General features: G+C 70.8%; 20 protein-coding genes and 1 pseudogene. 7 read left to right on the plus strand and 14 right to left on the minus strand.

The features are described from left to right. Positions 1-27 precede the first annotated feature (27 nt). From EDF42_RS08920 to EDF42_RS08950, 7 genes are all read right to left on the minus strand, one after another. Positions 28-1,218: a glycoside hydrolase family 1 protein gene (locus EDF42_RS08920; RefSeq protein ID WP_123672077.1), complete on the minus strand. Its 1,191-nt coding sequence runs from the start codon at positions 1,216-1,218 to the stop codon at positions 28-30. A 12-nt stretch (positions 1,219-1,230) separates the two neighbouring features. Continuing rightward, the gene (locus EDF42_RS08925) at positions 1,231-2,100 is read right to left on the minus strand and encodes an alpha/beta fold hydrolase (RefSeq protein WP_123672078.1); all 870 of its coding nucleotides are present in this window, start codon (positions 2,098-2,100) and stop codon (positions 1,231-1,233) included. Further along, on the minus strand, positions 2,097-3,893 hold the full coding sequence (locus EDF42_RS08930) for an ABC transporter ATP-binding protein (protein WP_123672079.1): 1,797 nt from the start codon (positions 3,891-3,893) through the stop codon (positions 2,097-2,099). The genes EDF42_RS08925 and EDF42_RS08930 overlap by 4 nt, the downstream gene beginning before the upstream one ends. Beyond that, entirely contained in the window at positions 3,890-4,840 is a 951-nt protein-coding gene (locus EDF42_RS08935; RefSeq protein WP_111085433.1) for an ABC transporter permease, read from the minus strand. The genes EDF42_RS08930 and EDF42_RS08935 overlap by 4 nt, the downstream gene beginning before the upstream one ends. Further along, positions 4,837-5,817, minus strand: coding sequence for an ABC transporter permease (locus tag EDF42_RS08940; protein WP_111085432.1), 981 nt, complete (start codon positions 5,815-5,817; stop codon positions 4,837-4,839). Before EDF42_RS08940 ends, EDF42_RS08935 begins: the two co-directional genes overlap by 4 nt. Further along, entirely contained in the window at positions 5,814-7,571 is a 1,758-nt protein-coding gene (locus EDF42_RS08945; protein ID WP_260235292.1) for an ABC transporter substrate-binding protein, read from the minus strand. The genes EDF42_RS08940 and EDF42_RS08945 overlap by 4 nt, the downstream gene beginning before the upstream one ends. Before the next feature lie 400 nt (positions 7,572-7,971). Continuing rightward, positions 7,972-9,033: a LacI family DNA-binding transcriptional regulator gene (locus EDF42_RS08950; RefSeq protein WP_258373274.1), complete on the minus strand. Its 1,062-nt coding sequence runs from the start codon at positions 9,031-9,033 to the stop codon at positions 7,972-7,974. Positions 9,034-9,299: 266 nt separating this feature from the next. Between EDF42_RS08950 and EDF42_RS18915 the strand changes: the two genes are divergently transcribed. Beyond that, entirely contained in the window at positions 9,300-9,452 is a 153-nt protein-coding gene (locus tag EDF42_RS18915; RefSeq protein WP_185040853.1) for a hypothetical protein, read from the plus strand. A 204-nt stretch (positions 9,453-9,656) separates the two neighbouring features. Here EDF42_RS18915 and EDF42_RS08960 read toward each other — a convergent pair whose 3' ends face one another. Continuing rightward, positions 9,657-10,358, minus strand: a complete 702-nt coding sequence (locus tag EDF42_RS08960) for a GntR family transcriptional regulator (protein WP_235035805.1) — start codon at positions 10,356-10,358, stop codon at positions 9,657-9,659. A 75-nt stretch (positions 10,359-10,433) separates the two neighbouring features. Between EDF42_RS08960 and EDF42_RS08965 the strand changes: the two genes are divergently transcribed. After that, positions 10,434-11,651, plus strand: a complete 1,218-nt coding sequence (locus EDF42_RS08965) for an MFS transporter (protein ID WP_260235293.1) — start codon at positions 10,434-10,436, stop codon at positions 11,649-11,651. 146 nt (positions 11,652-11,797) lie between these two features. Here EDF42_RS08965 and EDF42_RS08970 read toward each other — a convergent pair whose 3' ends face one another. Next, the gene (locus EDF42_RS08970) at positions 11,798-12,961 is read right to left on the minus strand and encodes a Vms1/Ankzf1 family peptidyl-tRNA hydrolase (protein ID WP_123672082.1); all 1,164 of its coding nucleotides are present in this window, start codon (positions 12,959-12,961) and stop codon (positions 11,798-11,800) included. Between the two features lie 187 nt (positions 12,962-13,148). On the opposite strand from EDF42_RS08970, the gene EDF42_RS08975 reads away from it, so the two are divergent. The 4 genes and pseudogenes from EDF42_RS08975 to EDF42_RS08990 all read left to right on the plus strand — a co-directional run bounded on the left by EDF42_RS08975 (position 13,149) and on the right by EDF42_RS08990 (position 19,568). Beyond that, complete coding sequence (locus EDF42_RS08975) at positions 13,149-14,507, plus strand: sugar ABC transporter substrate-binding protein (protein WP_123340015.1); 1,359 nt, start codon at positions 13,149-13,151, stop codon at positions 14,505-14,507. Continuing rightward, positions 14,504-15,424 (plus strand): annotated as a pseudogene (locus tag EDF42_RS08980) (carbohydrate ABC transporter permease); the annotation flags it as partial. The gene EDF42_RS08975 and the pseudogene EDF42_RS08980, both read left to right, overlap by 4 nt. 167 nt (positions 15,425-15,591) lie before the next feature. Further along, positions 15,592-16,527 (plus strand): carbohydrate ABC transporter permease, encoded by a 936-nt coding sequence (locus EDF42_RS08985; RefSeq protein ID WP_123340014.1) that lies wholly within the window; start codon positions 15,592-15,594, stop codon positions 16,525-16,527. After that, positions 16,524-19,568 carry a glycoside hydrolase family 2 TIM barrel-domain containing protein gene (locus EDF42_RS08990; protein WP_123672083.1) on the plus strand — a complete coding sequence of 1,015 codons (3,045 nt, stop codon included), beginning with the start codon at positions 16,524-16,526 and terminating at the stop codon, positions 19,566-19,568. The genes EDF42_RS08985 and EDF42_RS08990 overlap by 4 nt, the downstream gene beginning before the upstream one ends. 135 nt (positions 19,569-19,703) lie before the next feature. On the opposite strand, the gene EDF42_RS08995 is transcribed toward EDF42_RS08990, so the two are convergent. Next, positions 19,704-20,129, minus strand: coding sequence for a DUF3151 domain-containing protein (locus EDF42_RS08995; RefSeq protein ID WP_123672084.1), 426 nt, complete (start codon positions 20,127-20,129; stop codon positions 19,704-19,706). 272 nt (positions 20,130-20,401) lie between these two features. Between EDF42_RS08995 and EDF42_RS09000 the strand changes: the two genes are divergently transcribed. Next, on the plus strand, positions 20,402-21,973 hold the full coding sequence (locus tag EDF42_RS09000; protein ID WP_123672085.1) for an ABC-F family ATP-binding cassette domain-containing protein: 1,572 nt from the start codon (positions 20,402-20,404) through the stop codon (positions 21,971-21,973). A gap of 7 nt (positions 21,974-21,980) precedes the next feature. On the opposite strand, the gene EDF42_RS09005 is transcribed toward EDF42_RS09000, so the two are convergent. Genes EDF42_RS09005 through EDF42_RS09020 form a run of 4 tightly spaced genes read right to left on the minus strand, consistent with a single transcriptional unit; the run spans position 21,981 to position 24,773 of the window. After that, positions 21,981-22,676 carry an SDR family oxidoreductase gene (locus EDF42_RS09005; protein WP_123672086.1) on the minus strand — a complete coding sequence of 232 codons (696 nt, stop codon included), beginning with the start codon at positions 22,674-22,676 and terminating at the stop codon, positions 21,981-21,983. Between the two features lie 10 nt (positions 22,677-22,686). Continuing rightward, the gene (locus EDF42_RS09010) at positions 22,687-23,178 is read right to left on the minus strand and encodes a DedA family protein (RefSeq protein ID WP_123340009.1); all 492 of its coding nucleotides are present in this window, start codon (positions 23,176-23,178) and stop codon (positions 22,687-22,689) included. 43 nt (positions 23,179-23,221) lie between these two features. After that, positions 23,222-24,253 carry a YihY/virulence factor BrkB family protein gene (locus EDF42_RS09015; protein WP_123340008.1) on the minus strand — a complete coding sequence of 344 codons (1,032 nt, stop codon included), beginning with the start codon at positions 24,251-24,253 and terminating at the stop codon, positions 23,222-23,224. Positions 24,254-24,257: 4 nt separating this feature from the next. After that, complete coding sequence (locus EDF42_RS09020; RefSeq protein ID WP_123672087.1) at positions 24,258-24,773, minus strand: hypothetical protein; 516 nt, start codon at positions 24,771-24,773, stop codon at positions 24,258-24,260. Between the last annotated feature and the right edge of the window lie 28 nt (positions 24,774-24,801).

Below are 24,801 nucleotides of genomic sequence, written 5' to 3' on the forward strand. Positions count from 1 at the left end.
ACTCGGGGAGCTGATCGAGCCAGCGGGCTACTCCGCCGCCTCGATGGCGTTCGCCTGGGCCACCCCGCCGTACCAGCGGGCCGAGTCCTTCGGCGTGCGCTCGAAGGTCTCCGGGTCCCACGACACCAGGCCGAAGGTCGGACGGAAGCCGGACGCCCACTCGTAGTTGTCCAGGAGCGACCAGTGCTGGTACCCGAGGACCTCGATGCCGTCCTCGATGCAGCGGTGGATGCCCTCGAGGGCGCCCTGCGTGTACGCCTGCCGGCGGGTGTCGTCGGCGGTGGCGATGCCGTTCTCGGTGATCATCAGCGGGACACCGCCGGACAGCTCCCACGCGCTGCGCAGCCCGTCGGCCGAGGCCTCCGGGTAGAACTCCCAGCCGGTGAGGGTCGTCTCGACGTCGTCCGCAACGGGCAACGGACCGGAAGCGCCGATGAACGTCCGGGTGTACGCCTGCACGCCGAGGAAGTCGTCGCCGGCGGAGTTCTCGAGGTACCAGTCGTCGCGCGGGTACCCGTACTCGCGGAGCATCGCGTCCGCGCCGGGCTCACCGTTCGACTTGAACGCCTGCGTCGCGACGGTCCAGCCGCTCTGGATGCCACTCACCTGGGAGAGCACCTCCCGCGAACGCTTGTGGGACTCGAGCAGGGCGTCGGCCACGCCCAGGTCCGGGTTCGGCAGGCCGTACGCCACCAGGTTCGACGCGTCCTCGCCGCCGGCGAGCATCGCCGCGATGTTCGGCTCGTTGATCGTGCAGACGTACCGGACACCTTCGGACACCACGGGCAGCGCGGCCTCGGTGTAGCGGGCGAACAGGTCGGCCGCGTCGGGTGCGCGCCAGAAGCCGTCGCGTTCGAACCAGCGGGGCACCGTGAAGTGCATGAGCGTGACGATCGGCTCGATGCCGAACTCGTGGCAGGCGTCGGCCATGCGCCGGTAGTGGTCGATCTCGGCACGGCTGACGAACCCGCGCTCCGGCTCGATGCGCGCCCACTCGATGCTGAACCGGTACGAGTTCAGGCCGAGCTCGGCGGCGATCCGGATGTCCTCGCGGTAGCGGTGGTAGCTGTCCGCGGCGTCGCCGGAGGGTTCGACGATGGTGGTGTCGGGCTCGTGCTCGTGCACCCACCAGTTCGAGTTGACGTTGTTGCCCTCGATCTGGTGCGCGGCGGTGGCGGCGCCCCAGAGGAAGCCCTTCGGGAAGTCGAGCGTGCTGATGACGGGGTCCTTTCAGTGGGCGTTCATGAACGCATCGAAGACGGCGACCGTGCCGAGCGGGTTCTCGATCTGGGGGCCGTGGTAGCTCTCGGCGATCACCTCGTACGACGCACCGAGACGCGACGCCATGTCCGCCTGCCACGGGATCGGCCAGGCGCCGTCCCAGACGCCGTGCGCGACGAGCACCGGCAGTCCGGTCGCGCGGAGTTCCTCGGTGGTGTCGGCGCGGTCCTCGAGGATCGCCGCGCCGCCGAGCACGCTGAGCACGCTCGTGTGGTCGAAGCGCTCGCGGACCATCCGGGCGTCGTCGGGGAGCTCTGCGTCGGGGCGGCCGGCCCAGAGCGGGTTCTGCGCGTCGAACAGCGCGCGGTTGGAGCACGTGTCGGCGACGATCGTCTTCTCGGCGGCCTTGCGGTACGACCAGCCGTGCGGGCCGGAGCAGAACATCGTCACGTCGCGGAACGAATTCGGCGAGGCGATCGCAGCGGCGCGGACGATCACGCCGCCGAGCGAGTGGCCGACGAGGTGGACCGGAGCGCCGTCGTCGAGCAGTCCGGCGACGCGGACGACGTCGGCGGCCTCCTGCTCGAGCGTGTACGCCGTGCGGTCGTCGGGAGAGACCGAGTCGGCCTGTCCACGGCGGCTGATCGCCACCGCCGACCACCCGGCGTCGCGGAGGAGCGGCAGGAACGTGCGCCAGTCCTCCTTCGAGCCGGTGTAGCCCGGGACGATGAGCACGACGCCCTTCGACACCCCGGACGGCACGATCCGGTAGGCAGTGAGGCGGCCGATCGGCAGGTCGATGCCGACGACGTCGACCCCGTCCGGTGTCGGCAGGTGGCCGAACGCCGGCACCGCCGGGAAGTCGTGCAGCGTCGTCACAGCCGGCCCTCCGCGAGGGCGCGACGGGGGTTCGGCACGGCGTCGAGCAGGGCGATCGTGTACGGGTCCTGCGGGTTCTGCAGCACCTCGGCCGTGCGTCCCCGCTCGACCACGGCACCCTCGTGGAGCACCATGATGTCGTCGGTGATGAGCCGCGCGCTGAGCAGGTCGTGCGTGATGTAGAGGAGCGAGACACCCCACTGCTCGCGCAGGTCCTCGAGCAGGGCGAGCACGCCGGCGCGCAACGTCACGTCGAGCATCGAGACCGGCTCGTCGGCGATGATCACCTGCGGGTCGGACGCGAGTGCCCGGGCGATGACGACGCGCTGCCGCTGCCCACCGGAGAGCTGGTGCGGGAGCTTCTGCGCGAACTGCTCGACCGGGGTCAGGCCCACGGTCTCGAGGAGCTCGAGCACGCGGCGCCGGGCGTCCTGCCCCGTCAGGCCCGTGTAGTTCGCGATCGGGCGGGACAGCGTGTACTCCACGGTGTGCAGCGGGTTGAGCGCCGCGTACGGGTCCTGGAACACCATCTGCACCTCGGAGCGGAGGTCCCGCAGGCCGCGCTTGCCCAGGCGTGCGACGTCGAGGTCGCCGAACCGGACGGTGCCGGTCGTCGGCTTCTCGACCCCGGTCAGGAGCTTCGCGATGGTCGACTTGCCCGAACCGGACTGGCCGACCAGGGCGAGCGACTGCCCCGGCTCGAGGGTGAACGACACGTCGCGCACCGCCTGCACGGGCTGCTCGCCACGGCGCGGAGCCGGGTAGGTCTTCACGATGTTCGAGACGACGATCGGGTTCTTCGCCGCCGAGCGCTCACGCGACCCGACGGTGCTGAACGACGACGTGGCCTCCTGCCGCTTCTCGCCGGACGTCGCACGCTGCGAGCGGTCCGGGAAGCCGGGCAGGGACACGATCTCGGCCCGCGGGTCGGCGTAGTGCGACAGCAGCATCTGCGTGTACTCGTCCTGCGGGTTGCGCAGGAGCTCCTTCGAGCCGCCGTCCTCGACGATGCGGCCCTCGTGCATGACGAGCACGCGCTCGGTGGCCTCGAGCACGATGCCGAGGTCGTGGCTGATCAGGATCGCCGTGAAGCCCTCGGCCTGCTGCAGCTCGATGATCGTGTCCATGACGGCGTGCTGCACGAGCACGTCGAGTGCCGTGGTCGGCTCGTCGAACACCATGAGCTGCGGTTCGAGCGACAGGGCCAGGGCGATCGAGACACGCTGCCGCATGCCGCCGGAGAGCTCCCCGGGGAACCGGGCGAGCATCGACGTCGGCAGCTTCACCTTCTCGATGAGCTCCTTCATCCGGGCGTCCCACCGGTCGCGCGACACGTGGCCGTGCGCCTTGAAGATGTCGATGAAGTGGTTCCGCACGGTGCGCACCGGGTTGAGCGCGTTCATGCCGGACTGCAGCACCATCGCGAAGCCGCCCTGGCGCTGCTGCCGGAGCGCTTCCTCGTCGAGGTCACGGATGTCGTGACCGTTGAAGACGATGCCGCCGCCGTTCGTGCGCGCCGGCGGCTTCTGCAGACGCGTCAGCGCGTAGCCGAGCGTCGACTTGCCCGAACCGGACTCGCCGACGAGGCCGACGAACTCGCCCTTCCGCAAGCTGAACGACACGTGGTCGACCGCCTGCACGGCCGTCTGGCCGGCCGATTCGTACACGACCGACAGGTCGCGGACGTCCAGCAGGACGCCCTGGGCGTCACCACCGTCGGACGGGAGGCCCGTGGCGGCGCCGTCCCGCGCCTCCAGGCCGTCTGCTGGTTGCGTCGTACGCGAGCCGCTCATGCGGTCGCCTCCTTGCGCTTCGGGCGCGCGCCTTCGCGCAGCCGCGGGTTGGACACGGCGTCGACGCCGAAGTTGATCAGGGTGAGGCTCATCGCGAGCAGCGCGATGCAGAGGCCGGGGGCGAAGAGCAGGATCCACTGGCCGGTGAGCAGCGCGTTGGAGTTCTGCGCCCAGTAGAGGATCGTGCCCCAGCTGACGATCGACGAGTCGCCGAGCCCGAGGAACTCGAGGCCCGCCTCGGCCAGGATCGCGCTCGTGGCCGCTCCGAAGAACGAGCCGACGATGAGCGAGGTCATGTTCGGCAGGATCTCGCGGAACACGATGCGGGTCGCACCGTCACCGGAGAACTGCGCGGCCGTCACGAAGTCGCGACCGCGCAGGGACTGCGTCTGGCTGCGCAGCACGCGAGCGCCCCAGGCCCAGCCGGTGACGACGATCACCGCGATGATGACCGCGATGCCGCCGTTCTGCAGGTACGCCGCGATGACGATCATCAGGGGCAGGCCCGGGATGACCAGGAACAGGTTCACGATGAAGCCGATGACCTCGCCGATCCATCCGCGGACGTAGCCCCAGCTGAGGCCGATCGCGACGGCGACGAGCGTGGACAGGATGCCGGCGACGGCACCCACCATCACGGAGATCCGTGCGCCGTAGATGATCTGGGACAGGACGTCCTCGCCGGCGGCGGTGGTGCCCATCCAGTGGTCGGCGGTCGCGTCGGCGGACCGGGCGAAGCCGTTCTGGCTGGCACCGTACGGGGCCAGGAGCGGCGCGAAGATCGCGACCAGCACGAACACCGCGAGGATGATGATGCCGATCCGGGCCTTCGAGTTCGACCAGACGACGCCGAACTGGCGGGCGATGCTGCGCCAGCGGCTCGGGGCCTGCTGCTCGTCCTGGGTCCGGACGGCGACGGTTGCGTTGGGGGTGCTCGTGTTGGTCATCGACGCGTCCTCGGGTCCAGGACGCCGTACATGACGTCCACGATGAAGTTGGCGATGAGCACCGACACGGTGATCATCAGGAAGAGGGCCTGCATCAGCGGGTAGTCCTGCCCGATGACGGCGTTGAACAGCAGGTAGCCGATGCCCGGGTAACCGAAGACCTGCTCGACCAGCACCGAACCGCCGACCACGCCACCGAGTGCCAGACCGAAGCCGGTCAGGTTCGGCAGGATCGCGTTCCGAGCCGCGTACCGGACGGCCACGGTGCGGCCTCGCAGACCGTTCGCCTCGGCGAAGGTCACGTAGTCGTCACCGAGCGTGTTGATCATCGCGTTGCGCATGCCGATGATCCAGCCGCCGAGGCTCGTCACCAGGATCGTCACCGCTGGCAGCACCGCGTGCTGCAGGGCATCGGCTGCGAACGCTCCGTTGAGCCCCGGGGTGGTGGTCGCCGAGTAGGCGCCCGTGGTCGGGAACCAGTGCAGCACGTAGCCGAGGAAGAACAGCAGGAGCAGGGCGGTCCAGAAGTACGGGAACGTCGACATGAACGACCCCGACAGCGTCGGGAGCGAGTCCAGCCAGGTGCCGCGCTTCCACGCCGCCGCGACGCCGATCAGGGTGCCGAGGACGAACGCGAGGATCGTCACGACGCCGACCAGGATGAGCGTGTACGGCAGGGCCTTCGACACGAGGTCGCCGACCGGCTGCGGGTAGAACGTGTAGCTCACCCCGAAGTCGAGCGTGACGACCTGGTGCAGGTAGTTGACGTACTGGTCCCACAGGTTGCCCGTGGGGACGCCGAGCTGGGCCTCGATGGCCTTCTTGGTGGCTTCGGTGACGGGGCCGTTCTGGCTGAGCTTCGCCAGCGCGGCGTCCGACGGGCTGCCCGGCATGAGGCGCGGGAGCACGAAGTTCAGCGTGACCGCGGCCCAGAGGGTCAGGACGAAGAGGACGAGTTTCTGGAGGATGTACTTCACTTCTGGTCCTCTTGCTGCTTCAGGATCTCCTGGCCGGCTGCGCTGTCCCGGAGCCGTAGCTTCGAGAAGATGAGCAGCGGTGCGGAGTCGTAGTTCTGCGGGGCCATGTACGGGTCCTCGGCGCTGGGCCAACCGACGAACTTGCCGGTGTTGAACAGCCCCCAGAGCCCGCCGTAGTACATGCCGATCACGGGCAGCTCGTCGTACACGATCTCCTGCAGCTGGTTCAGGATCTCCTGCTGCTTCGCGGTGTCCGTCGTCGCCTTGTACTCGTCGAGGAGCTTCTGGGTGTCGGCGTTCTTGTAGCGCTCGTAGTTGTTGACCGTCGACTTGCCGACCGGTTGGTAGAAGTCGCTGCTGAGCAGGGAGTTGAACGCCTGGTAGACGTCACCGTTGCCCATGCCGCCCATCGCCATGTCGAACGTGCCGTTGTTGATGTTCTGCTGGTACCCGGCGGGCTGCGGTGCCTGGATGGTCACCTTCACGCCGATGGCCGTCAGGTCGCGACGGACCTCCTGCGCGGCGCGGAGCCAGTCCGAGTAGCCGTTCGCGGTCATGATGGTGATGGACAGCTGCTTGCCGTCCTTCATGATCTTGCCGCCCTGCTCGGTCCAGCCGGACTTCGCGAACGCGGCCTTCGCAGCGTCGACGTCCTGCGCGACCATGCCCTTGTCGGGGATGTCCGGGTTGAGGTACTTCTCCTGGTTCGGCAGGATCAGGCCGGTCTGGCCCGCTGCCGCCAGGTTGCCCTCGGACGCGGTCTCGGCGATGTCGTCACGGTTCAGCGCGAGCGAGATGCCCTTGCGGACGTTGACGTCGTTGTACGGGGCCTTCGTCAGGTTCGGGATGAGGCCGATCACGCCACCGGCCGGGAACCACCACTGGTTCGTCTTCGACGCGGCGCCCCAGGTGCCCTTGACGTCGGAGATGAACGAGTACGCCCAGTCGTAGCCGCGGGTGACGGTGTCGAGCTGCGTGTTCGTCGCCGGGAGGATGAGGTGCTTGATGGCGATCTTGTCGGCCTGCCAGTACGTCGGGTTCTTGTCCATCGAGTACTGCTGGTCGGTGTAGTTGCCGAGCACGAACGGACCGGTGCCGACCGGGTTCGGGTCGCGGAAGGTCGTGGGGTCCTTCACGCCGCCCCAGTGCTGCTCACCCAGGATGTACGTCGCGCCGATGATGTTGAGGCTGGGCACGTCGTCGCTCTTGAGGTGGAAGACGACGTGGTCGCCGTCCACCTCGATGCTCTTGATGTGCTGCCAGGCGCCCTTGACGTCCATCGCCGGGAACTTCTTCAGCAGGTCGAACGTGAAGACGACGTCCTTCGCCGAGAACGGGGAGCCGTCGGACCACTCGACGCCCTGGCGGATCGTCATGTCGATCGTGCTGGCGTCCGGCTGGCTCCACTTGCTGGCCAGCCACGGGGTGCCCTTGCCGTCGAGGGGGTTGATCTCGATGAGCGGCTCGTACATCCACTTGGAGGCCGTGCGGGCGTTCGCGATGTACGGGTTGAAGTTGCGGTCGAACAGCGGGTTGCCGTGGTCCGCGTTGATGAGCATCGTGTCCTTGCCGATCGTGGGATCGGGTTCGGACCGGACCTGGATGCTGCAGCCGGTGGCCATGAGGGCCACGGCCGCGAGCCCGGCGATCGCCGCGACGAGGCGTCCGCGTCGTCGGGTGCTGCCGGGGCGCGTTCCGGGAGCGCGGGTCCCGGGGTCGCGCTTGCCGCGCGTGCGCTGTGGGGGAAGCGTCATTGCTCGGTCGACCTCCGTGTCGAATCGGTACTGGGTCAATGTATGCGCTTACATCGCGTCGCGCAACACCGGGGTTCCGTGCGGGGGTGGTACGTCGTGGCGGGCGGTAGCAGCGAGGGTCGGAGCGGGGGGCGGAGCGAGGGGCGGAGCGAGGGTCGGAGCGAGGGGCGGAGCGAGGGTCGGAGCGAGGGTCGGAGCGAGGGTCGGAGCGCACGGTGCGCGTTCCGTCGCCGGGCGCGAGGCTGCCCGCTCCGTGCGCGGTTACAGGCCCGCACCGGGCGGTCAACATCGCACGGGATGAGCAAAGCCGCACGGTGCGGACGCACCGCCGCGCCATGCGCCGCGCCATGCGCCGCGCCGCTCGCCGCGCCATGCGCCGCGCCGCTCGCGGCACCGCTCGTCACAGCGCCGGCGGGCAGCTCTCGCGCAGCAGCACCTCGACCGGCAGGCGGACGGCGCGCGGCGGTCCCTCGCGGTGGTCCAGCCGGTCGACGATCGCCCGCACCGCTGCACGCCCGAGCTCCCCCATCGGCTGGTGCACGGTGGTGAGCCGGGGCGACGAGAACCGCCCGGCGTCGATGCCGTCGAACCCGGTGACGACGACGTCCTCGGGCACGCGCAGGCCCCGGGCGGTGGCGGCGTCGAGCACCCCGAGCGCCGACTGGTCGTTCGAGCACACGATGGCCCGGGGCACCTCGTCCGCCAGCAGCGTCGCCGCCAGCTCGCGCGCCCGCGCCCGGCCGAAGTCACCGTGCACCACCCGGACCGACGACGCCGGCACCCCGTGGTCCGCCAACGCCGACCGGAAGCCCGTCGAGCGCTCCATGTCGTCCGGCGAGTCGATCGGGCCTGCGACGTACGCGAGCGACCGGATGCCGAGCCGCCCGATCACGTGCGACGCGAGCGTCCGCATGCCGGCGCTGTTGTCCACGCTCACGGAGTCGAACCCGTGCGACCGCCGGTCGTCGGCGAGCACCACGACCGGGATCCGACGCGCGACGTGCTCGAGCAGGTCGTCCGGCACGGTCTGCGCGAGCACGGCGAGGCCGTCCACCCGGCCGGCGACGTCGTTGACGATCACGTCGCGCGACGACCCCCGACCGGCGGCGACCATGAGCGCGAGTCCGCGCTGCCATGCCTCGGTCTCGGCGCCGCGCAGGACCTCGTCGAAGTACAGGTTCGAGGAGAACGGCTGCGTCACGTGGCGGCGGTCGTCGACCACGCGGACGCCACCGTCGGTGACCAGGTCCGGCCGTTCGTCGGGCACCACGTCGAACCCGGGCAGCAGCAGTCCGACGACGCCGGTGCGCTTGCCGGCGAGGGCTCGGGCGTTGCCGGAGGGGACGTAGCCGAGGCTGCGGATCGCCGCTTGGACGCGGTCCCGGGTGCCCTCGCGGACGGCGTCCGGCGTGCGGAGCACGCGCGAGACGGTCGCGATCGAGACGTTCGCGGCACTGGCCACGTCGTAGACCGTGGGAGGTGCGGTACGTGGTGCAGCCAAGCCGTGCCTCCCGTCCGACGTCCGCTGGTGCGCACCGGGGCGGCGCGGCCGCACCATCCTAGGCACGGTCCGTGACGGCACTTCTCCACATGTGACGAAAGCCCTTGCGGCGGCCTGAGCGACCGCGCGACACTGTCACGACCTCAGTACGTCCCGTGAGGAAGCGCACCGGCGGGCAGGATGCCCGCGAACACCACGATGCCCACACGCAGGGGAAGGACACCGACATGTCACAGGCGACACGATCCGGAAGCAAGCTGGCGAACCGCGCGAGCCACCACGAGGCCGAGGTGCGCGACGCGCTGCTCGAGCGCACCGACGGCGGCGGTTCGACGTTCGACCAGCTCGACGCGACGGAGGAGCGCGCGGACCGCCCGTAGCGGGTCACGTCCGTCGTCGACCGGGCGACGGCCAGGAGGCGCGGACCGGCAGCAGCTGTCGGGTCGCGTCTCCGGGGCGGTCGCGTCCAGGGCGCTGCTCGCGCCACGGCGGACCGGGTCACGCGCGGTGCGTCCCGCCAGGCCCCGCGGTTCGTGCTCCGTCAGGTCACGTGGTTCGCGCTCCGTCAGGTCACGCGGTTCGCGTCAGCGCTCGGTCGCCCCGACGATCGTCATGCCCGCGCCGCGCAGTCGGCGGCGCTCCTGTGCGATCCAACCGAGCAACCGGTCGTTCGTGCCGGCGACGTGCGCTGCGACGAGCCCGGCCGCACGGTCGGCGTCACCGTCGCGCACGGCGTCGATGATGGCGCTGTGCTCGTCCCACGCGGCGTCGCGGGCCTCGGGCGTGCGCACCTCGATCCACCGGGTGCGCTCGAGACGGGTCAGGGCATCGGCGATCGCGTCGGTGATGAACCGGTTGCCGCCGAGCGCCGCCAGGTCGAGGTGGAACGTCGAGCCCATCCGGATGCCGGCCTGCTGGTCGGGTGTCGGGCGCAGGGCGTCGAGGTGCCCGCGGACCTCGGCGAGCTGTTCGGCGCTCGCCCGCTCGACCGCGAGTCGGGTGGCGGCGGGTTCGAGCACGCCGCGGAGTTCGGCGAGCGAGGCGATCTCGTCGAGGTCGATCGGGGTGACCGTCCACGAGCGACCCTCGTGCAGGATGAGGCCCTCGCGCTCCAGCCGCGAAAGTGCGGCGCGGACGGGGGTGCGTGAGGCGTGGAACCGCGCTTCGAGTCCGCGCTCCGAGATGCGCTCACCCGGCGCGATGTCGAGCGTCAGGATCGCGGCACGCAGGTTGTCGTAGAGCTGGGCCGTCTGCGACACCGGGGTTGCATCGGTCGTGTCGGTCACGGCCAACAACTCTAGCGGGGACACCGTCGGAATGGTATACCGTTGTGGTATACCAATTGCTTCCGACTTGAAACGATGCGAGCCACCACGATGACCGCGACCGCCGCACCCCCGACGCCCACCACGATCGGCCGCCGAGCGTGGACGATGCTCGCGCTCGGGGTCGCCGCGCAGGCCGCCGGAACCCTCGTGGTGACGGCTCCCGCTCTGCTCATCCCGTACCTGCACGCGAACGGTACGTCGCTGACCATGGCGGGCGTCCTCGCCGCCGCGCCGACGTTCGGCATGGTCCTGACGCTCATCGCCTGGGGCGCGATCACCGACCGGATCGGCGAACGGATCGTGATCGCCGGCGGACTGGTGTTGACGACGCTCACGGTGGTCGGGGCCTGGCTCGCCGCGGGAGACCCGGTGCTGCTCGGGCTGGCGTTCCTGCTGGGCGGCATGACGAGCGCGTCGACGAACGCCGCGAGCGGCCGGGTCGTCGTCGGGTGGTTCCCGAAGGAACGGCGCGGGCTCGCCATGGGCATCCGGCAGATGTCGCAGCCGCTCGGGGTCACGCTCGCGGCGGTCACGGTCCCGCAGCTCGCCGAGGGGTCCGGGATCCGCGCGGCCCTCGTCCTGCCGATCGTCCTCTGCGCCGTGCTCGCGGTGCTCTGCGCCGTCGGCATCCAGAACCCACCGCGGCCGGCCCGGCACACGGCACCAGCCGACGCGACGGCGAACCCGTACCGGGCGAGCGGGTTCCTCTGGCGGATCCACGCGGTGTCGATCCTGCTCGTGGTGCCGCAGTTCACCCTGTCGACCTACGGGCTGGTGTGGCTCGTCGGACTGGGCTGGTCGACGGCCGCGGCAGGGCTGCTCGTCGGGGCGTCGCAGTTCGTCGGGGCGATCGGGCGGATCCTGGTCGGGGTGTGGAGCGACCGGGCCGGCTCACGCGTCGGGCCGCTGCGGATCGTCGTCGTGAGTGCCGCCGTCGTGATGGGGCTGCTCGCGCTCGTCGACGTCACGCACCTGGCTGCCGGAGCCGTGTTCCTGGTCATCGCGACGAGCGTCACCGTGGCGGACAACGGGCTGGCCTACACGTCGGTCGCCGAGGCGGCCGGGCCGTTCTGGTCCGGTCGCGCCCTCGGGACGCAGAACACCGGGCAGTTCATCGCGGCGAGCGCCGTCGGCCCGGGCATCGGCGCCCTGGTGACGGCGCTCGGGTTCGCGGCGTCGTTCGGCATCGTGGCCGTGCTGCCGCTGCTGGCGCTGCCGCTGGTCCCGCGCGCGGACCGGTCGCACGACTGATCCGTGCGGTGCGGGGCCGCCGAGGTTCCACGACTCGCCGCACGCGGTTCGCCGAGGTTCCAGAGAACCGCGGCGCGAGCCCCGAGATGCCGAGATTTCGGAACCTCGGGGCTCACGCAGGACGCTCGCGCAGGACGGCGCGCTCGCTAGGCGGGGACGACCGGACCCACGGGCCAGCGGAGCAGTGCGGCGGCGGGAGCTCCACCGGGCAGCGACGCGGCGTTGACGAGCACGAGCTCGGCGTCGGTCAGCACCGCGGCCCGCACCATCGCGCACACCGCCGGCACCGCCCCGATGACCGGCGTCCCCGCGGCCTGCTCCGGTGCGGTGGCGACCCACGGCGCCCCGGCGAGTGCGAGCAGCGTCCGGTCCCCGATGGCCACGGCGTCGAGCGCGACGGTCGCGCCCTGGGCCTGCTGCAGCGCCTCGACGACGGGTCCGAGGCCGGTGACGACCTGGTTGTCGCCACGGCCGACGTGCGTGCGGAGCGAGTCCTCGAGGTCGTGACGGCGGGTGGCGACGACGCGGGCGAGTGCGGTCTCGACGTGCTCGACGAAGGCCTGCTTGGAACCGGCGTCGGCACGTGGGTCGCCCGGGAACACCGACACGAGCGCGCGGGTCTCCGACGACAGCGCCTTCACCAGCAGCTCGCGCGCGGTGACGTCACCGGCGACGACGACGAGTCCGGGGCGGATCGTCCGCACGGTCTCGTCGACGGCGGCAGCGGTCTCCGACGAGTTCTGCTTCCAGATCTCCTCGGTGTGCTGCTGCCAGTGCGGCTGCTTCCACCCGGTGCCGGCCTTGGCGTAGTGCAGGGTGTCGTTCCGTCCAGCCACCTGCTGCTCGGACGCGTCGGCCGCGACCGGGGCGTGCCCGAGGCGGTAGGCGCGGAAGGCCCCGCCCTCCTTGCCGGCGTGGACCACCAGGAACGGCAGGTCGACGGGACGGTGGGCGACGAGCGGCACCAGGTCCGGTACGGCTCCGACGCCGACGGACTCCGATCCGTGCAGCGGCCCGGGCAGGACCTCGCTCAGCACGACCTCGCCGTCGTGCACGAGCACGTACCGGGTGACGGGCGAGGGGACGCCGGGCTCCTGCTCGAACTCGGTGGCGACGGCGTCGACGACCTCGTCGGACGCACCCTGTGCCCGGAGCCCCTCCTCGACACCGCGGAGCTTCAGCGCCGCCTGTCGTCGGGGATCCTCGACGTTGCCGGAGACATCGGCGTAGGCCCAGGCCCAGGTGCCGCCGCCCTCCAGTCGCTCTCCCAGGATCCGGTGCAGTTCGCTCGTCGCGTTGGTCGACGTCATGGCAGCTCCTCTCGGACGGTTGCCGGAGCCGATGAGCTCCGGCGCTCTCACGTGCGACCACACTCCACCTCGCCGCCACCGGGCGTCCACAGTCGGGAGCGAACACCCAGGCGCGAATCTGCAACGACGCTCGGTTTTGTGGTTGGCTGACCTGGACCCCGAATCGACGACGAACCGGAGTGCGGCAATGACGCCTCGACCACGACCCATCTCCAGACGACAACTCCTGGGCTTCGGCATCGGCACGGCGGCGGCAGGGCTGCTCGCCGGCTGCGCGGTCCCCGGGTCCACCAACGTGAACAAGGCCGCCCTCGTGCCGGCCGCCGCGTCGGGCGAGACCGTCCAGCTCACCTACTGGGCCTGGTTGAAGGACCTGCAGAAGGTCTGCGACGTCTGGAACAAGACGCACCCGAACATCCAGGTGTCGGCGAACTGGATCCCCGGTGGCAACAGCGGCGGGTACCAGAAGATGTACTCCGCGCTGGCGGCCGGCGGTGGTCCGGACATCGGCCAGGTCGAGCTCCGGCAGATCCCCGAGTTCATGCTCGCCAACGGTCTCGTCGACCTCGCCCGCTACGGCGCGAAGGACTTCGAGTCCAAGTACGACGAGGCGGCGTGGGCGCAGGTGTCCTTCGTCGACGGCATCTACGGCATCCCGCAGGACACCGGCCCCATGGGGTTCTACTACCAGACCGCCCTGCTCGAGCAGGCCGGTGGCGAACCCCCGACGACGTGGGACGAGTGGCGCGACCTGGCCGAGAAGGTCCGGAAGACCGGCAAGCAGAACTACCTCGAGGTGTTCCCGGTCTCGGACGCGTCACCGTTCGCCGCGTACGCGCAGCAGGCCGGTGCCCGCTGGTTCAAGGTCGACGGTGACGAGTGGGTCGTCGACATGACCGACGACAAGACCCTGATGGTCGCGGACTTCTTCGACGGGGTCATCGACGACAAGCTCGTCGACACCAGCGCCGGTGCGTACTCCCCCGGCTGGTACGCGTCGGCCGCGAGCGGCAAGATCGCCGCCGTCACGAGTGCGAGCTGGGGCGACGCCCTGATCGAGTCCGTGCAGGGCGGCGAGGGCAAGTGGAAGGTCGCCCCGATGCAGAAGTGGGGTGCCGACGGCTTCGGCTCGAGCGCCATCGGCGGGTCGACGGCGGCGGTCCTGGCGAACGCGAAGCACCCGAGGGAGGCGCTCGAGTTCATCACGTGGATGACCACCTCGAAGGAGGGCATCGACGCGATGATCAAGTACTGCGGCATCGGCTGGTCGCCCGCGGTCGACTACATCGGCAAGCAGCGTGAGCAGCCGTCGAAGTGGTTCTCCGGCCAGAACTACAACGAGGACGTCTTCGTGCCGGCCTCGAAGGAGCAGAACATCGACTGGTCATGGTCCCCGGTGACCCAGTCGGCGTTCACGAGCCTGCAGAACCAGTTCCGCCGGAAGCTCACATCCGGCCTCAAGCTCTCCGACGCGGTGGAACTCGCGCAGCGGGAGATCGTCCAGTCCTTCAAGGACAAGGGCCTCAGCGTCAGGACGGCACGATGAGCCAGCAGACCAGCACGCGACCCGCTTTCCGCACGAGCACGAAGGCCACGAGTGCGCAGAAGCGCGCCCCGTGGATCCTGCTCGCGCCGTTCCTGGCCCTGTTCCTGCTGACGTTCATCATCCCGATCATCAGTGCCCTGTTCCAGTCGTTCACGACGGTCGACCGCGAGGGCCTGTTCGGCGAGGACGGCGTCGTCGGCAAGTTCGCCGGCTTCGACAACTACGCGATCGCCCTGCAGGACTCCGGCTTCGTCGCCTCGATCGGCCGCATGCTGCTCTTCGGCATCGTGCAGGTCCCGGTGATGATCATCGCCTGCACGATCCTCGCGCTGCTGCTCGAGTCGGCGAGCGCCCGCTGGCCGGGCTTCTTCCGCGCGATCTACTTCATGCCGTACGGCGTCCCCGGCGTCATCGCGACGATCCTGTGGTCGTTCCTGTACGTGCCCGGCCTGTCGCCGATCGTGTCGCTGCTGCAGTCGATGGGGCTGCAGCCGGACTTCCTCGGTGCGAACAGCGTGCTGTGGTCGATCGCGAACATCGTCACGTGGACCTACACGGGCTACAACATGCTCATCATCGTGGCGCAGCTCAAGTCGATCCCCGGCGAGGTCTACGAGGCCGCGAAGATGGACGGCGCCGGGCCCTTCCAGGTCGCGTGGCGGATCCAGATCCCGCTGATCGCGCCGGCCCTGGTGCTCACCACGGTGTTCTCGATCATCGGCACGCTGCAGCTCTTCGCGGAGCCGCAGATCCTGTCCACGGTCGCTCCGGCGATCGACACCGAGTACACGCCGAACTACGCCGCGTACACCAACGCGTTCGCGTTCAACGAGTACGGCGTCGCGAGTGCGCAGGCGGTGATCATCGCGCTGGCCGCGTTCATCCTGTCGTTCGCGTTCCTCGCGTTGACGAACCGCGCGCCGAAGGACGAACGCGACCGGCGCAAGCGGGCCAAGCGTGACGGCCTGGAGGCCCGCACCGCGCTCCAGACGCGCGCTGCGGCGGGCAGCACCGGTACTTCCCAAGCCGCCCCGGGCCTCCAGGCCAGGTCCGGTCTGCAGAACGGAACGAAGGGGGCGGACGCATGACCAGCGAAGCCATCGAAGCGCCGGCCACGGCGAAGACCGCCGTCCCCGTGGACACCACGTCGATCTCGGCGCACCAGCGCCGCAAGCTCGACCGGTCCCCGCGCTCGCAGATCGTCGTGACGGGCATCCTCGTCGTCGTCGCGCTGTACTTCCTCGTCCCGCTGTACTGGGTCGTCATCGCCGCGACGAAGACGACCGGCGCGCTGTTCTCGACGAACGGGTTCTGGTTCGGCGGCGAGTTCGCACTGTGGAGCAACCTGCAGCAGGTGTTCACGTACGACGGCGGCATCTTCGTCCGGTGGATCGCGAACAGCATCCTGTACTCCGGCGTCGGTGCGGTCCTGGCGACCTACTTCGCCGCGGCCGGCGGGTACGCCCTGGCGAAGTACGACTTCAAGGGTCGGCAGTTCGTGTTCGGCACGATCCTCGGCGGCGTGCTCGTGCCCGGGACCGCGACGGCGCTGCCGCTGTTCCTGCTGTTCTCGACGCTCGGCCTGACCGACACGTACTGGAGCGTGCTCATCCCGAGCCTCGTCTCCCCGTTCGGCCTGTTCCTGTGCCGGGTGTACGCAGCGGCGTCGGTGGACACCACGCTGCTCGAACAGGCACGCATCGACGGTGCCAGCGAGCTCCGGATCTTCCACACCGTGGTGCTCCGCCAGATGACCCCGGCCCTGGTGACCGTGTTCCTGTTCCAGGTCGTCGGCATCTGGAACAACTTCTTCCTGCCGCTCATCATGCTGGCAGACCAGAAGCTGTACCCGATCACACTGGGGTTGAACAACTGGCGCTCGCAGGTCGACCGCCTGCCGGAGTTCTACCAGCTCACCACCGGCGGGGTGCTCGTCTCGGTCATCCCGCTCGTCATCGCCATCATCGTCCTGCAGCGCTTCTGGCGCGGGGGCCTCACGGAAGGATCGGTCAAGGGTTGACCAACTCCGCACTCGACGACCTCCACTCGACCTCGCCGGGTTCGGCATCACGGCTCCCCCCGCGGGCCGCGCTCCACACCGACGCACCGTCGCTCTCGCTGAACGGCGACTGGCGCTTCCGGTGGTCGCCGGTCGCATCGGTGTCCGACGCGTTCGCCACCGACGCCGCCGTGGAGGACGACCCCGCGTGGGGCGAACTGCCGGTGCCGTCGCACTGGGTCCTGCACGGGCACGGGTCGCCGAGCTACACGAACCTGCAGTACCCGTTCCCGATCGACCCGCCGCACCCGCCGGACGAGAACCCCACCGGTGACCACCGGCGCACGTTCGAGCTGCCGTCGTCGTTCGCGGCGGCCGGTCGGGTGCTGCTGCGGTTCGACGGCGTCGAGTCGCACTTCCGGGTGTGGTTGAACGGCACGCTCGTGGGCTGGTCGACCGGGTCCCGCCTGGCGACCGAGTTCGACGTCACGCAGCTGCTCCGTCCGGGGTCGAACGACCTGGCCGTGCGGGTGCACCAGTGGTCGGCAGCGTCGTACCTGGAGGACCAGGACCAGTGGTGGCTGCCCGGGATCTTCCGCGACGTGACGCTGCTCGCCCGTCCCACGGCGCCGATCGACGACGTGTTCGTCAGGGCCTCGTGGGCGCCCACGTTGGGCAGTGCCGCGACGGCCGGGACGGCTGCGTCCGGACGCCCGGCGACCGGCAGCGGGACCATCACGTTCCCGACGCTGGACGCTGGCTTCCCGGTGCGGTTCGCGGTGCCCGACCTCGGCGTCGACGTGACGTGGGCGACGGCCGACGAGGTCACTCCGGTCGAGGTCGAGGGCGTCGAGCCGTGGAGCGCGGAGCTGCCGAAGCTCTACGACGCGACGGTGTCGACCGGCACCGACGCCGGCGGTGCCGCCGGTGGCGAGACCGTGTCGCTCCGGCTCGGCTTCCGCACCGTGTCGATCGAGGGCGACCGGTTCCTGGTGAACGGCGAGCGCGTGGTGTTCCACGGCGTGAACCGGCACGAGACCCACCCCGTGCGCGGCCGCGTCTTCGACGAGGAGCACGCCCGCGCGGACATGGCGCTCATGAAGCGGAACAACGTCAACGCGATCCGCACCTCGCACTACCCGCCGCACCCCCGCGTGCTGGACCTCGCCGACGAGCTCGGCTTCTGGGTGATCCTCGAGACCGACCTCGAGACCCACGGGTTCATCTTCACCGGCTGGGTCGGCAACCCGTCGGACGACCCGGCCTGGGCGGACGCCTACCTCGACCGCGTCGCACGGACCGTCGAGCGGGACAAGAACCACCCGTCCATCGTGATGTGGTCGCTCGGCAACGAGTCCGGCACCGGCCGGAACCTGGCGGCGATGTCGCAGTGGGTGCACGACCGCGACGCCGAGCGGCCCGTGCACTACGAGGGCGACTACACGGGCGAGTACACCGACGTGTACTCGCGGATGTACCCGTCGCTGCAGGAGACCGAGTCCATCGGTGGCGGCACCCCGACACCCCTGCTCGGTTGTGGCCCGGCAGAGGCCGCACGGCAACGCTCGAAGCCGTTCATCCACTGCGAGTACGTGCACGCCATGGGCAACGGCCCCGGCCAGATCGCCGAGTACGAGGCCCTGGTCGACCGGTACCCGCGCCTGCACGGCGGGTTCGTGTGGGAGTGGCGCGACCACGGGCTCCTGGCGCAGACGGCGTCCGGACAGGACTACTACGCCTACGGCGGCGACTTCCACGAGGTCGTGCACGACGGCAACTTCGTGATGGACGGCCTGGTCCTGCCCGACGACTCCCCGACGCCCGGGCTCGCCGAGTTCGCGGCCGTCGTCGCCCCGATCCGCCTGGCGGTGTCGGACACCACGATCCTGGTCGAGAACCGGTACCACTCGGCCTCGACCGCCGGACTCCGGTTCTGCTGGACCCTGTCGCGGAACGGCGTCGTCGAGGCTTCCGGCCGGTTCGCCGCCGGCGTGGTGGCGGCCCGCGAGTCGGCGACCGTCCCGGTGCCGTCCGAGGTGCTCGACGCGGCCACCGCCGAACTCGCACCCGGCGACGAACTCTGGCTCGACCTGACCGCCGAACTGGCGGGCCCGACCGCGTGGGCGGACACCGGCCACGTCGTCGCACGCACCCAGCGGCTCGTCGCGAGCCGTGTGGCGGACGCACCACGGGCCTCCCGGCAGGGGTGGGACGGCGACCGTCTCGGCGACGGGACGTTCTCGGACCGCGGCGACCTGGTGTCCTGGAAGGGACACGAGGTCGCAGGACCACGCCTGGAACTCTGGCGCGCCCCGACCGACAACGACCGCCTGGCGTCGCAGGGCGGCTACGAGACGGCGGACCCGGTACTGACGCACGGCGTCGGTGACCCGGACGCTCCCCCGTCGGCCTCGCGCTGGCGGGACCGTGGACTGGACCGGCTGACCCACCGCCTGGTGTCGGTGGAACGGACCGAATCCGGGCTGGAACAGCGGGTGCGGGTGGCGGCGGCGAACAGCGGGTGGGGCCTCGAGGTCACGCACCGCTGGACCCTGACGTCCGACGGGCTCGTGCTGCAGACCGACGCGGTGCCGTTCGGGGCGTGGGACGTCACCTGGCCGCGGATCGGGGTGCGGTTCGACCTGCCGGCCGGGTTGGCCGACGAGACGGCCACGTGGTTCGGCACCGGGCCGCTCGAGTCGTACGCCGACTCGTCGCACGCTGCCCGGGTCGGTCGGTTCACCGCTCCGGTGCGGTCGCTCGGGGTCGAGTACTCGCGGCCGCAGGAGACCGGGCACCGGCCTGCTCTGCGCTCGTTGTCCGTCGGGCCGTTCACGGTGTCGACCGTGGGGTCGCACCGTGCGGGCTTCACCCTCTCGCCGTGGACCGCGCAGCAGATCGACCGCGCCGAGCACCCGTACGAACTGCCGACGTCGGACCACCTGTACCTGTACCTCGACGCGGCACAGCACGGGCTCGGCAGCCGGGCGTGCGGCCTCGACGTGCTACCCGAGCACCAGCTCTGGCCGCAGGCGTTCTCGTGGAGCGTGGCGCTGGCGTAGGGGTCGGGTCGGGTCCGGTCGGGTCCGGTCGGGTCCGGCTCGTCCGCGCCCCGCTGTCGTCGTCGCGCCCCGGCTCTTCGGGGCGCGACGACGGTCACGGGGCGCGATCTGTCGACTGCGCCGCAACCGCGCTGCCTACGCGTCGGCGGACAGCGCGCGCAGGGCCTCGGGGTCGCTCGCGTTCAGGAAGTCGGTCAGGCGCTCGGCCTCGCCGGGCTCCTCGATCGCCTCGGCCGCACGGCGCAGCGCGAACAGGGCACGGAGCACGCCCCGGTTCGGCTCGTGCGCCCACGGCACCGGACCGGCACCGCGCCAGCCGGCCTTGCGCAGGGCGTCGAGCCCGCGGTGGTACCCGACGCGGGCGTAGGCGTAGGACTCCAGGCTCGCGCCGCGCTCCCAGGCCTCGTCGGCGAGCAGGGCCCACGCCAGGCTCGACGACGGGTGCGACACCACCACGCTGGCGATCGGGGTGTCGGCAGCGAGCGCCGCGGTCACCTCGGGTTCGGCGGGGAGCAGGGTCTCGGGGTTCGTCGACGGGTTCGGCAACAGGTTCTCCGGCATGCCCCCAGCCTGTCATCCCTTGCGCGTCCCCGTGGCCGGGATTACCGTGGGAGGCACCTCGTCGTCATCACGAGGCCCCCGGGGCGGGAGACCGACCGGCGGCACGGATGGCGGACACGGGGGTCCCCGACGGAAGAAGACGGATTGCTGTCGATCACCGGTTCTGCTCAGCCCACGCGCTGACACCGTGATCGCGCGCCCCGTCGGGCGCTCCACCGCACAGCGGTGGGTTCGGTGTCGTGCGCCCAGCATCGACACCGGGAGGCATCCCCATGCCCAGCAGTCCATCCGTCGTCCTGCACGACGTCACCTTCGCCTGGCCCGACGGCTCCGTCGCGCTCGACCACCTCACCGCCGCCTTCGGGCGTGGCCGGACCGGCCTGGTCGGGAGGAACGGGGCCGGCAAGTCCACGCTGGTCCGGCTCGCGACCGGCCGGCTCCACCCCACGTCGGGCACCATCTCGACGTCCGGCCCCGTCGACCACCTGCCGCAACGCCTGGCAACGGGGACCGACGACGCCGTCGCCGACCTGCTCGGCATCCGGTCGACGCTCACCGCGCTCCGGGCCGTCCTGTCCGGTGACGCGTCGCCCGAGCACTTCGAGGCGGTCGGCGACGACTGGGACCTCGAGGAACGCGCTGCCGCGGCGATCGCGAGCGTCGGACTCGACGGCGCCGACCTGGAACGCCCGGTGTCGACGCTGTCCGGCGGGCAGTCCGTGCTCGTCGCCGTCGCCGGGGTGCGGTTGCGCGGCCGTCCGATCGCGTTCCTCGACGAGCCGACGAACAACCTCGACCGTCGGGCACGAGGGCTCCTGCTCGACCTGGTCGACGACTGGCGCGGCACCCTCGTGGTGGTCAGCCACGACCGGGAGCTCCTCGAGCACGTCGACGAGACGTGCGAGCTCCGCGCCGGCGCGATGACCGTGTTCGGCGGGACCTTCAGCGCGTTCGAGGAGCACGTGGCCGTGCAGCAGGCGGCCGTCGAACGCGAGGTCCGGGTTGCCGAACAGCGACACCGCACCGAGAAGCGGCAGCGCATCGAGGCCGAGACGAAGATCGCCCGGCGCGCTCGCGCTGGGGTGAAGGCCGTCGAGAACATGCCGAAGGGCTACGCGAACGAGCTGCGGAAGAAGGGCGAGCAGACCGCCGGCCGGCTTCGCGTCGGGTACGCGGACGACGAGGCCGCCGCACTCGCCACCAAGCGCGAAGCCGAACTCCGGCTGCGCGACGACGAGTCCATCCACGTGACCCTGCCCGACCCGGACGTCCCGGCGTCACGGCAGATCGCGACCGTCACGGTGCGCGGGCGGGACGTCATCGTGCAGGGGCCGGAGCGCATCGCGGTCACCGGGGACAACGGCGTCGGGAAGTCCACCCTGCTCGAACAGCTCGTCGGTTGGCCGGAGGCCCGGGCGCACCCCCTGCCCGACACCGGTGCCGTCGCCCACGTCGAGCGGATCGCCTACCTGCCGCAGCGGAAGGACACCCTCGACGACTCCGCCACGGTGCTCGACAACGTGCGCCGGGACGCCCCGCACGTCGCCGTCGCCGAGGTCCGGAACCGCCTCGCGAAGTTCCTGGTGCGCGGCGACACCGTCGACCGGCTCGCGGGGGCGCTGTCCGGCGGGGAGCGCTTCCGGGTGGCGTTGGCGAGCCTGGTGCTGGCCGACCCGCCGCCGCAGTTGCTGGTGCTCGACGAGCCGACGAACGACCTCGACCTGACGAGTGTCGACCAGCTCGTCGACGCATTGCGGGCCCACCGCGGCGCGCTCGTCGTGGTCAGTCACGACGAGACGTTCCTCGACCGGCTCGAGCTCGACGCGCGCATCGAGCTGTCGTAGCCCGCTGTCAGCGCCGTCGGGTCGGTCGGATCGCGAGCGACTCGACGGTGCCGCGCTCCGGCAGGTCGACGACCGTCCGGACCGCCGCGGCCACGTCCTCCGGCGCCAGGTAGTACGCGGTGTCGTAGTCCTCGCCGAGCTTCTCGGTCAGCGCCCGCTGCATGTCCGAGTCCGTCCGGCCCGGGTGCACGCTCGAGACCCGGACACCGTTCGCCCGTTCTTCTTCGCGCAGGGCATCGGCGAAGGCCCGCAGCGCGAACTTCGACGCCGCGTACACGCCACCGCCGGGGCCGGAGTGGAACCCCGAGCCGCTGTTGATCGGCACGACGATGCCCCGCGCCGCCCGGAGTGCCGGCAGCGCCACCCGGGTGAGCTCGGCGACCGCGAACAGGTTCGTGGCGAAGACCTGCTCCCACACGGCACGCGGGGTGTCGGCGATGGTCGTGCCCTGCTCGACGCCGGCGGAGTGCACGAGCACGTCGAGCCGGTCGGGCAGCGCCGGCAGGTCCCCCGCGCCGAGGTCACCGACGAACGGCGCGGCGCTCGGCAGTTCGGCGACGAGGGCGTGCACCGCCTCGGCGTTCCGTCCGCCGACGAACACGTGGTGGGTGCGACCGAGGTCGGTCGCGATCGCGCGGCCGATGCCGCGGGTGGCACCGGTCACCAGGGCGACCGGACGGTTCTGGAGCTGTTCTGTCGTCACGTGGGCCAGCCTACGGAAGCCGGGCCGGGCCTCCCGTCCGGTTCCGGGATCTGTGGAGAACCGTCACCGCGACGACCACCGCGACCACCAGGACGGCCACCGCTGCGATGCCCCACGGCGAGCCGGCCAGCGCGGCGACGACCGCCCAGAACACCGCGAGCCCGACGGTGGCGTAGAGGAAGGCCCACGCGACGCAGCCCGGCACCATCGCGATCGTGTACCGCCACCACGCCACGCGGGCGAGCCCGGCGGCCGCGTTCATCACCGTCTGCAGCCCGACCACCACGAAGCTCACCGTCACCACCGGCAGGCCCCAGCGTTCGAGGAGCACCGAGCCGCGGCGGACCGCCGGCGAGTGCAGCCAGCGACCCCAGCGGGAGCGCGAGGCACCCGTCACCGCGAGACGCGCGACCCAGTACGTGGCCTGCGCGCGGCAGAACACGATCACGAAGAGCGCGAGGACGAGCTGCCAGAACGGCAGCCCGTCGAGGAAGGCGGGCACGGTCGCACCGTAGCGCCTCCGTCCGGAGGAACGCCTCCGGGGGTCAGTCGCCGTCGGCGCCCTGCCGGATCCTGATCCCCTCGAGGACGTCCTGCGCCCGCTTCTCGTCCTGCTTCTCGATCTGGCGGGTGTCGCGCTCGGGGAGCTGGATGTCCTCCTCCGCCCGGATGCCCGCCTGCAGCTGCCGGCCGCGCTCGAGCTCGGCGTCGAACTCGGCACCGAACAGCAGCGCGTTGTTCGTGATCCAGAGCCACAGCAGGAACACGATGACCCCACCGAGGGAACCGTACGTGGCGTTGTAGTTCGAGAAGTTGGCGACGTAGAACCCGAAGCCGACGCTCGCGATGATCAGGATGAGGATCGCCAGGATCGACCCACCGCTCACCCACCGGAACTTGGGCTGCTTGACGTTCGGAGCCCAGTAGTAGAGCACCGCGACGACGATGATCGCGACGACGAGCAGGATCGGCCACTGCACGATCAGCAGGACCGTCGCGGCGGCGTCGCCGAGTCCGATCACGTCGCCGAAGCTCCGCGCGAGCGGGCCCGAGACGAGCACGAGCAGGCCGACGACGAGCATGACGACGGTGAACACCGTCACGCCGAGCATGGTCGGGCGGAGCTTCCAGATCGGTCGGCCCTCGCGGACGTTGTAGATCCGGTTCATCGCCCGGCCGAAGGCGCCGACGTACCCGGAAGCCGACCAGATCGCGCCGACGATGCCGACCACGAACGTGATGCCGGCAGCGGGCGACCGGACGAGACCCTCGATCGGGTCCTTCAGCAGGTCGACGACGCTCTGCGACCCGACGTTGCCGATGATCGTCAGCAGGGAGTCGATGGTCTTCTGCGGGTCGGACACGAGGCCCAGGATCGAGACGATCGCCAGCAGTCCGGGGAAGAGCGCGAGCACCGTGTAGTAGGTCAGGCTCGCCGCGAGGTCGGTGCACTGGTCGCCGGTGAACTCGCGGAGCGTCTTCTTGAGCGTGTAGACGAGCGTGGGCTTGGTGAGGTCGGTGGGGCTGTCCGGCTTCCGGGAGTCGTCCGGGTCCGGCTTCTGCTGCTCCTGCGCCATCGGACTACCCCCGCGCCTTCAGGGCCTGCTTCGACCGCTTCACGGCGGCCTTGCGGTTCTTGTTCGCTCGTCGCTGCACCGCGGCGATGCCGGTCTGCTGCTTCACGCGGGCCTTGTGGGCCGGGTCACGGTCCAGCGCCTGCTCGGCGGCCTTGGCCCGGGCCTTGCGACCCTTGCGGCCGGACTGCGCCTGCTCCTTGGCCGAGGGGCCGTCGCCGCGCGCGCCGAACGGCAGCAGCGCGGTGAACGCGGAACTGGCCGGCGGTGTCGCCAGGTGTCCGGCGGGGCGGTTGCGGATCGCGATGCCGGTGATGATCGCCGCGATCCCGGTGAGACCGGTGATGCCCATGGCCACGAGGGGCGTGGGGTCACGGTGCCAGCGCTGGCGGGTCTTCGCGGCGGCGAGGCGTGCCCGCGCCGGGAGGTTCGCACGGCGCTTGAGCTCGGTGACGGTGTCGGTCATGCGCTCACGCGTGCGGACGTTCGCGAGTTCGAGCTCGGGGAGACTGTCCTTGGCCATTCCCCAGTTTCTACACGGCTGGGCCGGG

The organism is Curtobacterium sp. PhB172, assembly GCF_003752545.1.
Classification (GTDB): Bacteria; Actinomycetota; Actinomycetes; order Actinomycetales; family Microbacteriaceae; genus Curtobacterium.

What these genes read in the sequence shown, in the direction of transcription:
- EDF42_RS08930 (WP_123672079.1), bottom strand. Translation starts at nt 3,893, where the DNA reads ATGAGCGGCTCGCGTACGACGCAACCAGCAGACGGCCTGGAGGCGCGG.
- EDF42_RS08935 (WP_111085433.1), bottom strand. Translation starts at nt 4,840, where the DNA reads ATGACCAACACGAGCACCCCCAACGCAACCGTCGCCGTCCGGACCCAG.
- EDF42_RS08945 (WP_260235292.1), bottom strand. Translation starts at nt 7,571, where the DNA reads ATGACGCTTCCCCCACAGCGCACGCGCGGCAAGCGCGACCCCGGGACC.
- EDF42_RS18915 (WP_185040853.1), top strand. Translation starts at nt 9,300, where the DNA reads ATGTCACAGGCGACACGATCCGGAAGCAAGCTGGCGAACCGCGCGAGC.
- EDF42_RS08965 (WP_260235293.1), top strand. Translation starts at nt 10,434, where the DNA reads ATGCGAGCCACCACGATGACCGCGACCGCCGCACCCCCGACGCCCACC.
- EDF42_RS08970 (WP_123672082.1), bottom strand. Translation starts at nt 12,961, where the DNA reads ATGACGTCGACCAACGCGACGAGCGAACTGCACCGGATCCTGGGAGAG.
- EDF42_RS08975 (WP_123340015.1), top strand. Translation starts at nt 13,149, where the DNA reads ATGACGCCTCGACCACGACCCATCTCCAGACGACAACTCCTGGGCTTC.
- EDF42_RS08985 (WP_123340014.1), top strand. Translation starts at nt 15,592, where the DNA reads ATGACCAGCGAAGCCATCGAAGCGCCGGCCACGGCGAAGACCGCCGTC.
- EDF42_RS08995 (WP_123672084.1), bottom strand. Translation starts at nt 20,129, where the DNA reads ATGCCGGAGAACCTGTTGCCGAACCCGTCGACGAACCCCGAGACCCTG.
- EDF42_RS09000 (WP_123672085.1), top strand. Translation starts at nt 20,402, where the DNA reads ATGCCCAGCAGTCCATCCGTCGTCCTGCACGACGTCACCTTCGCCTGG.
- EDF42_RS09015 (WP_123340008.1), bottom strand. Translation starts at nt 24,253, where the DNA reads ATGGCGCAGGAGCAGCAGAAGCCGGACCCGGACGACTCCCGGAAGCCG.
- EDF42_RS09020 (WP_123672087.1), bottom strand. Translation starts at nt 24,773, where the DNA reads ATGGCCAAGGACAGTCTCCCCGAGCTCGAACTCGCGAACGTCCGCACG.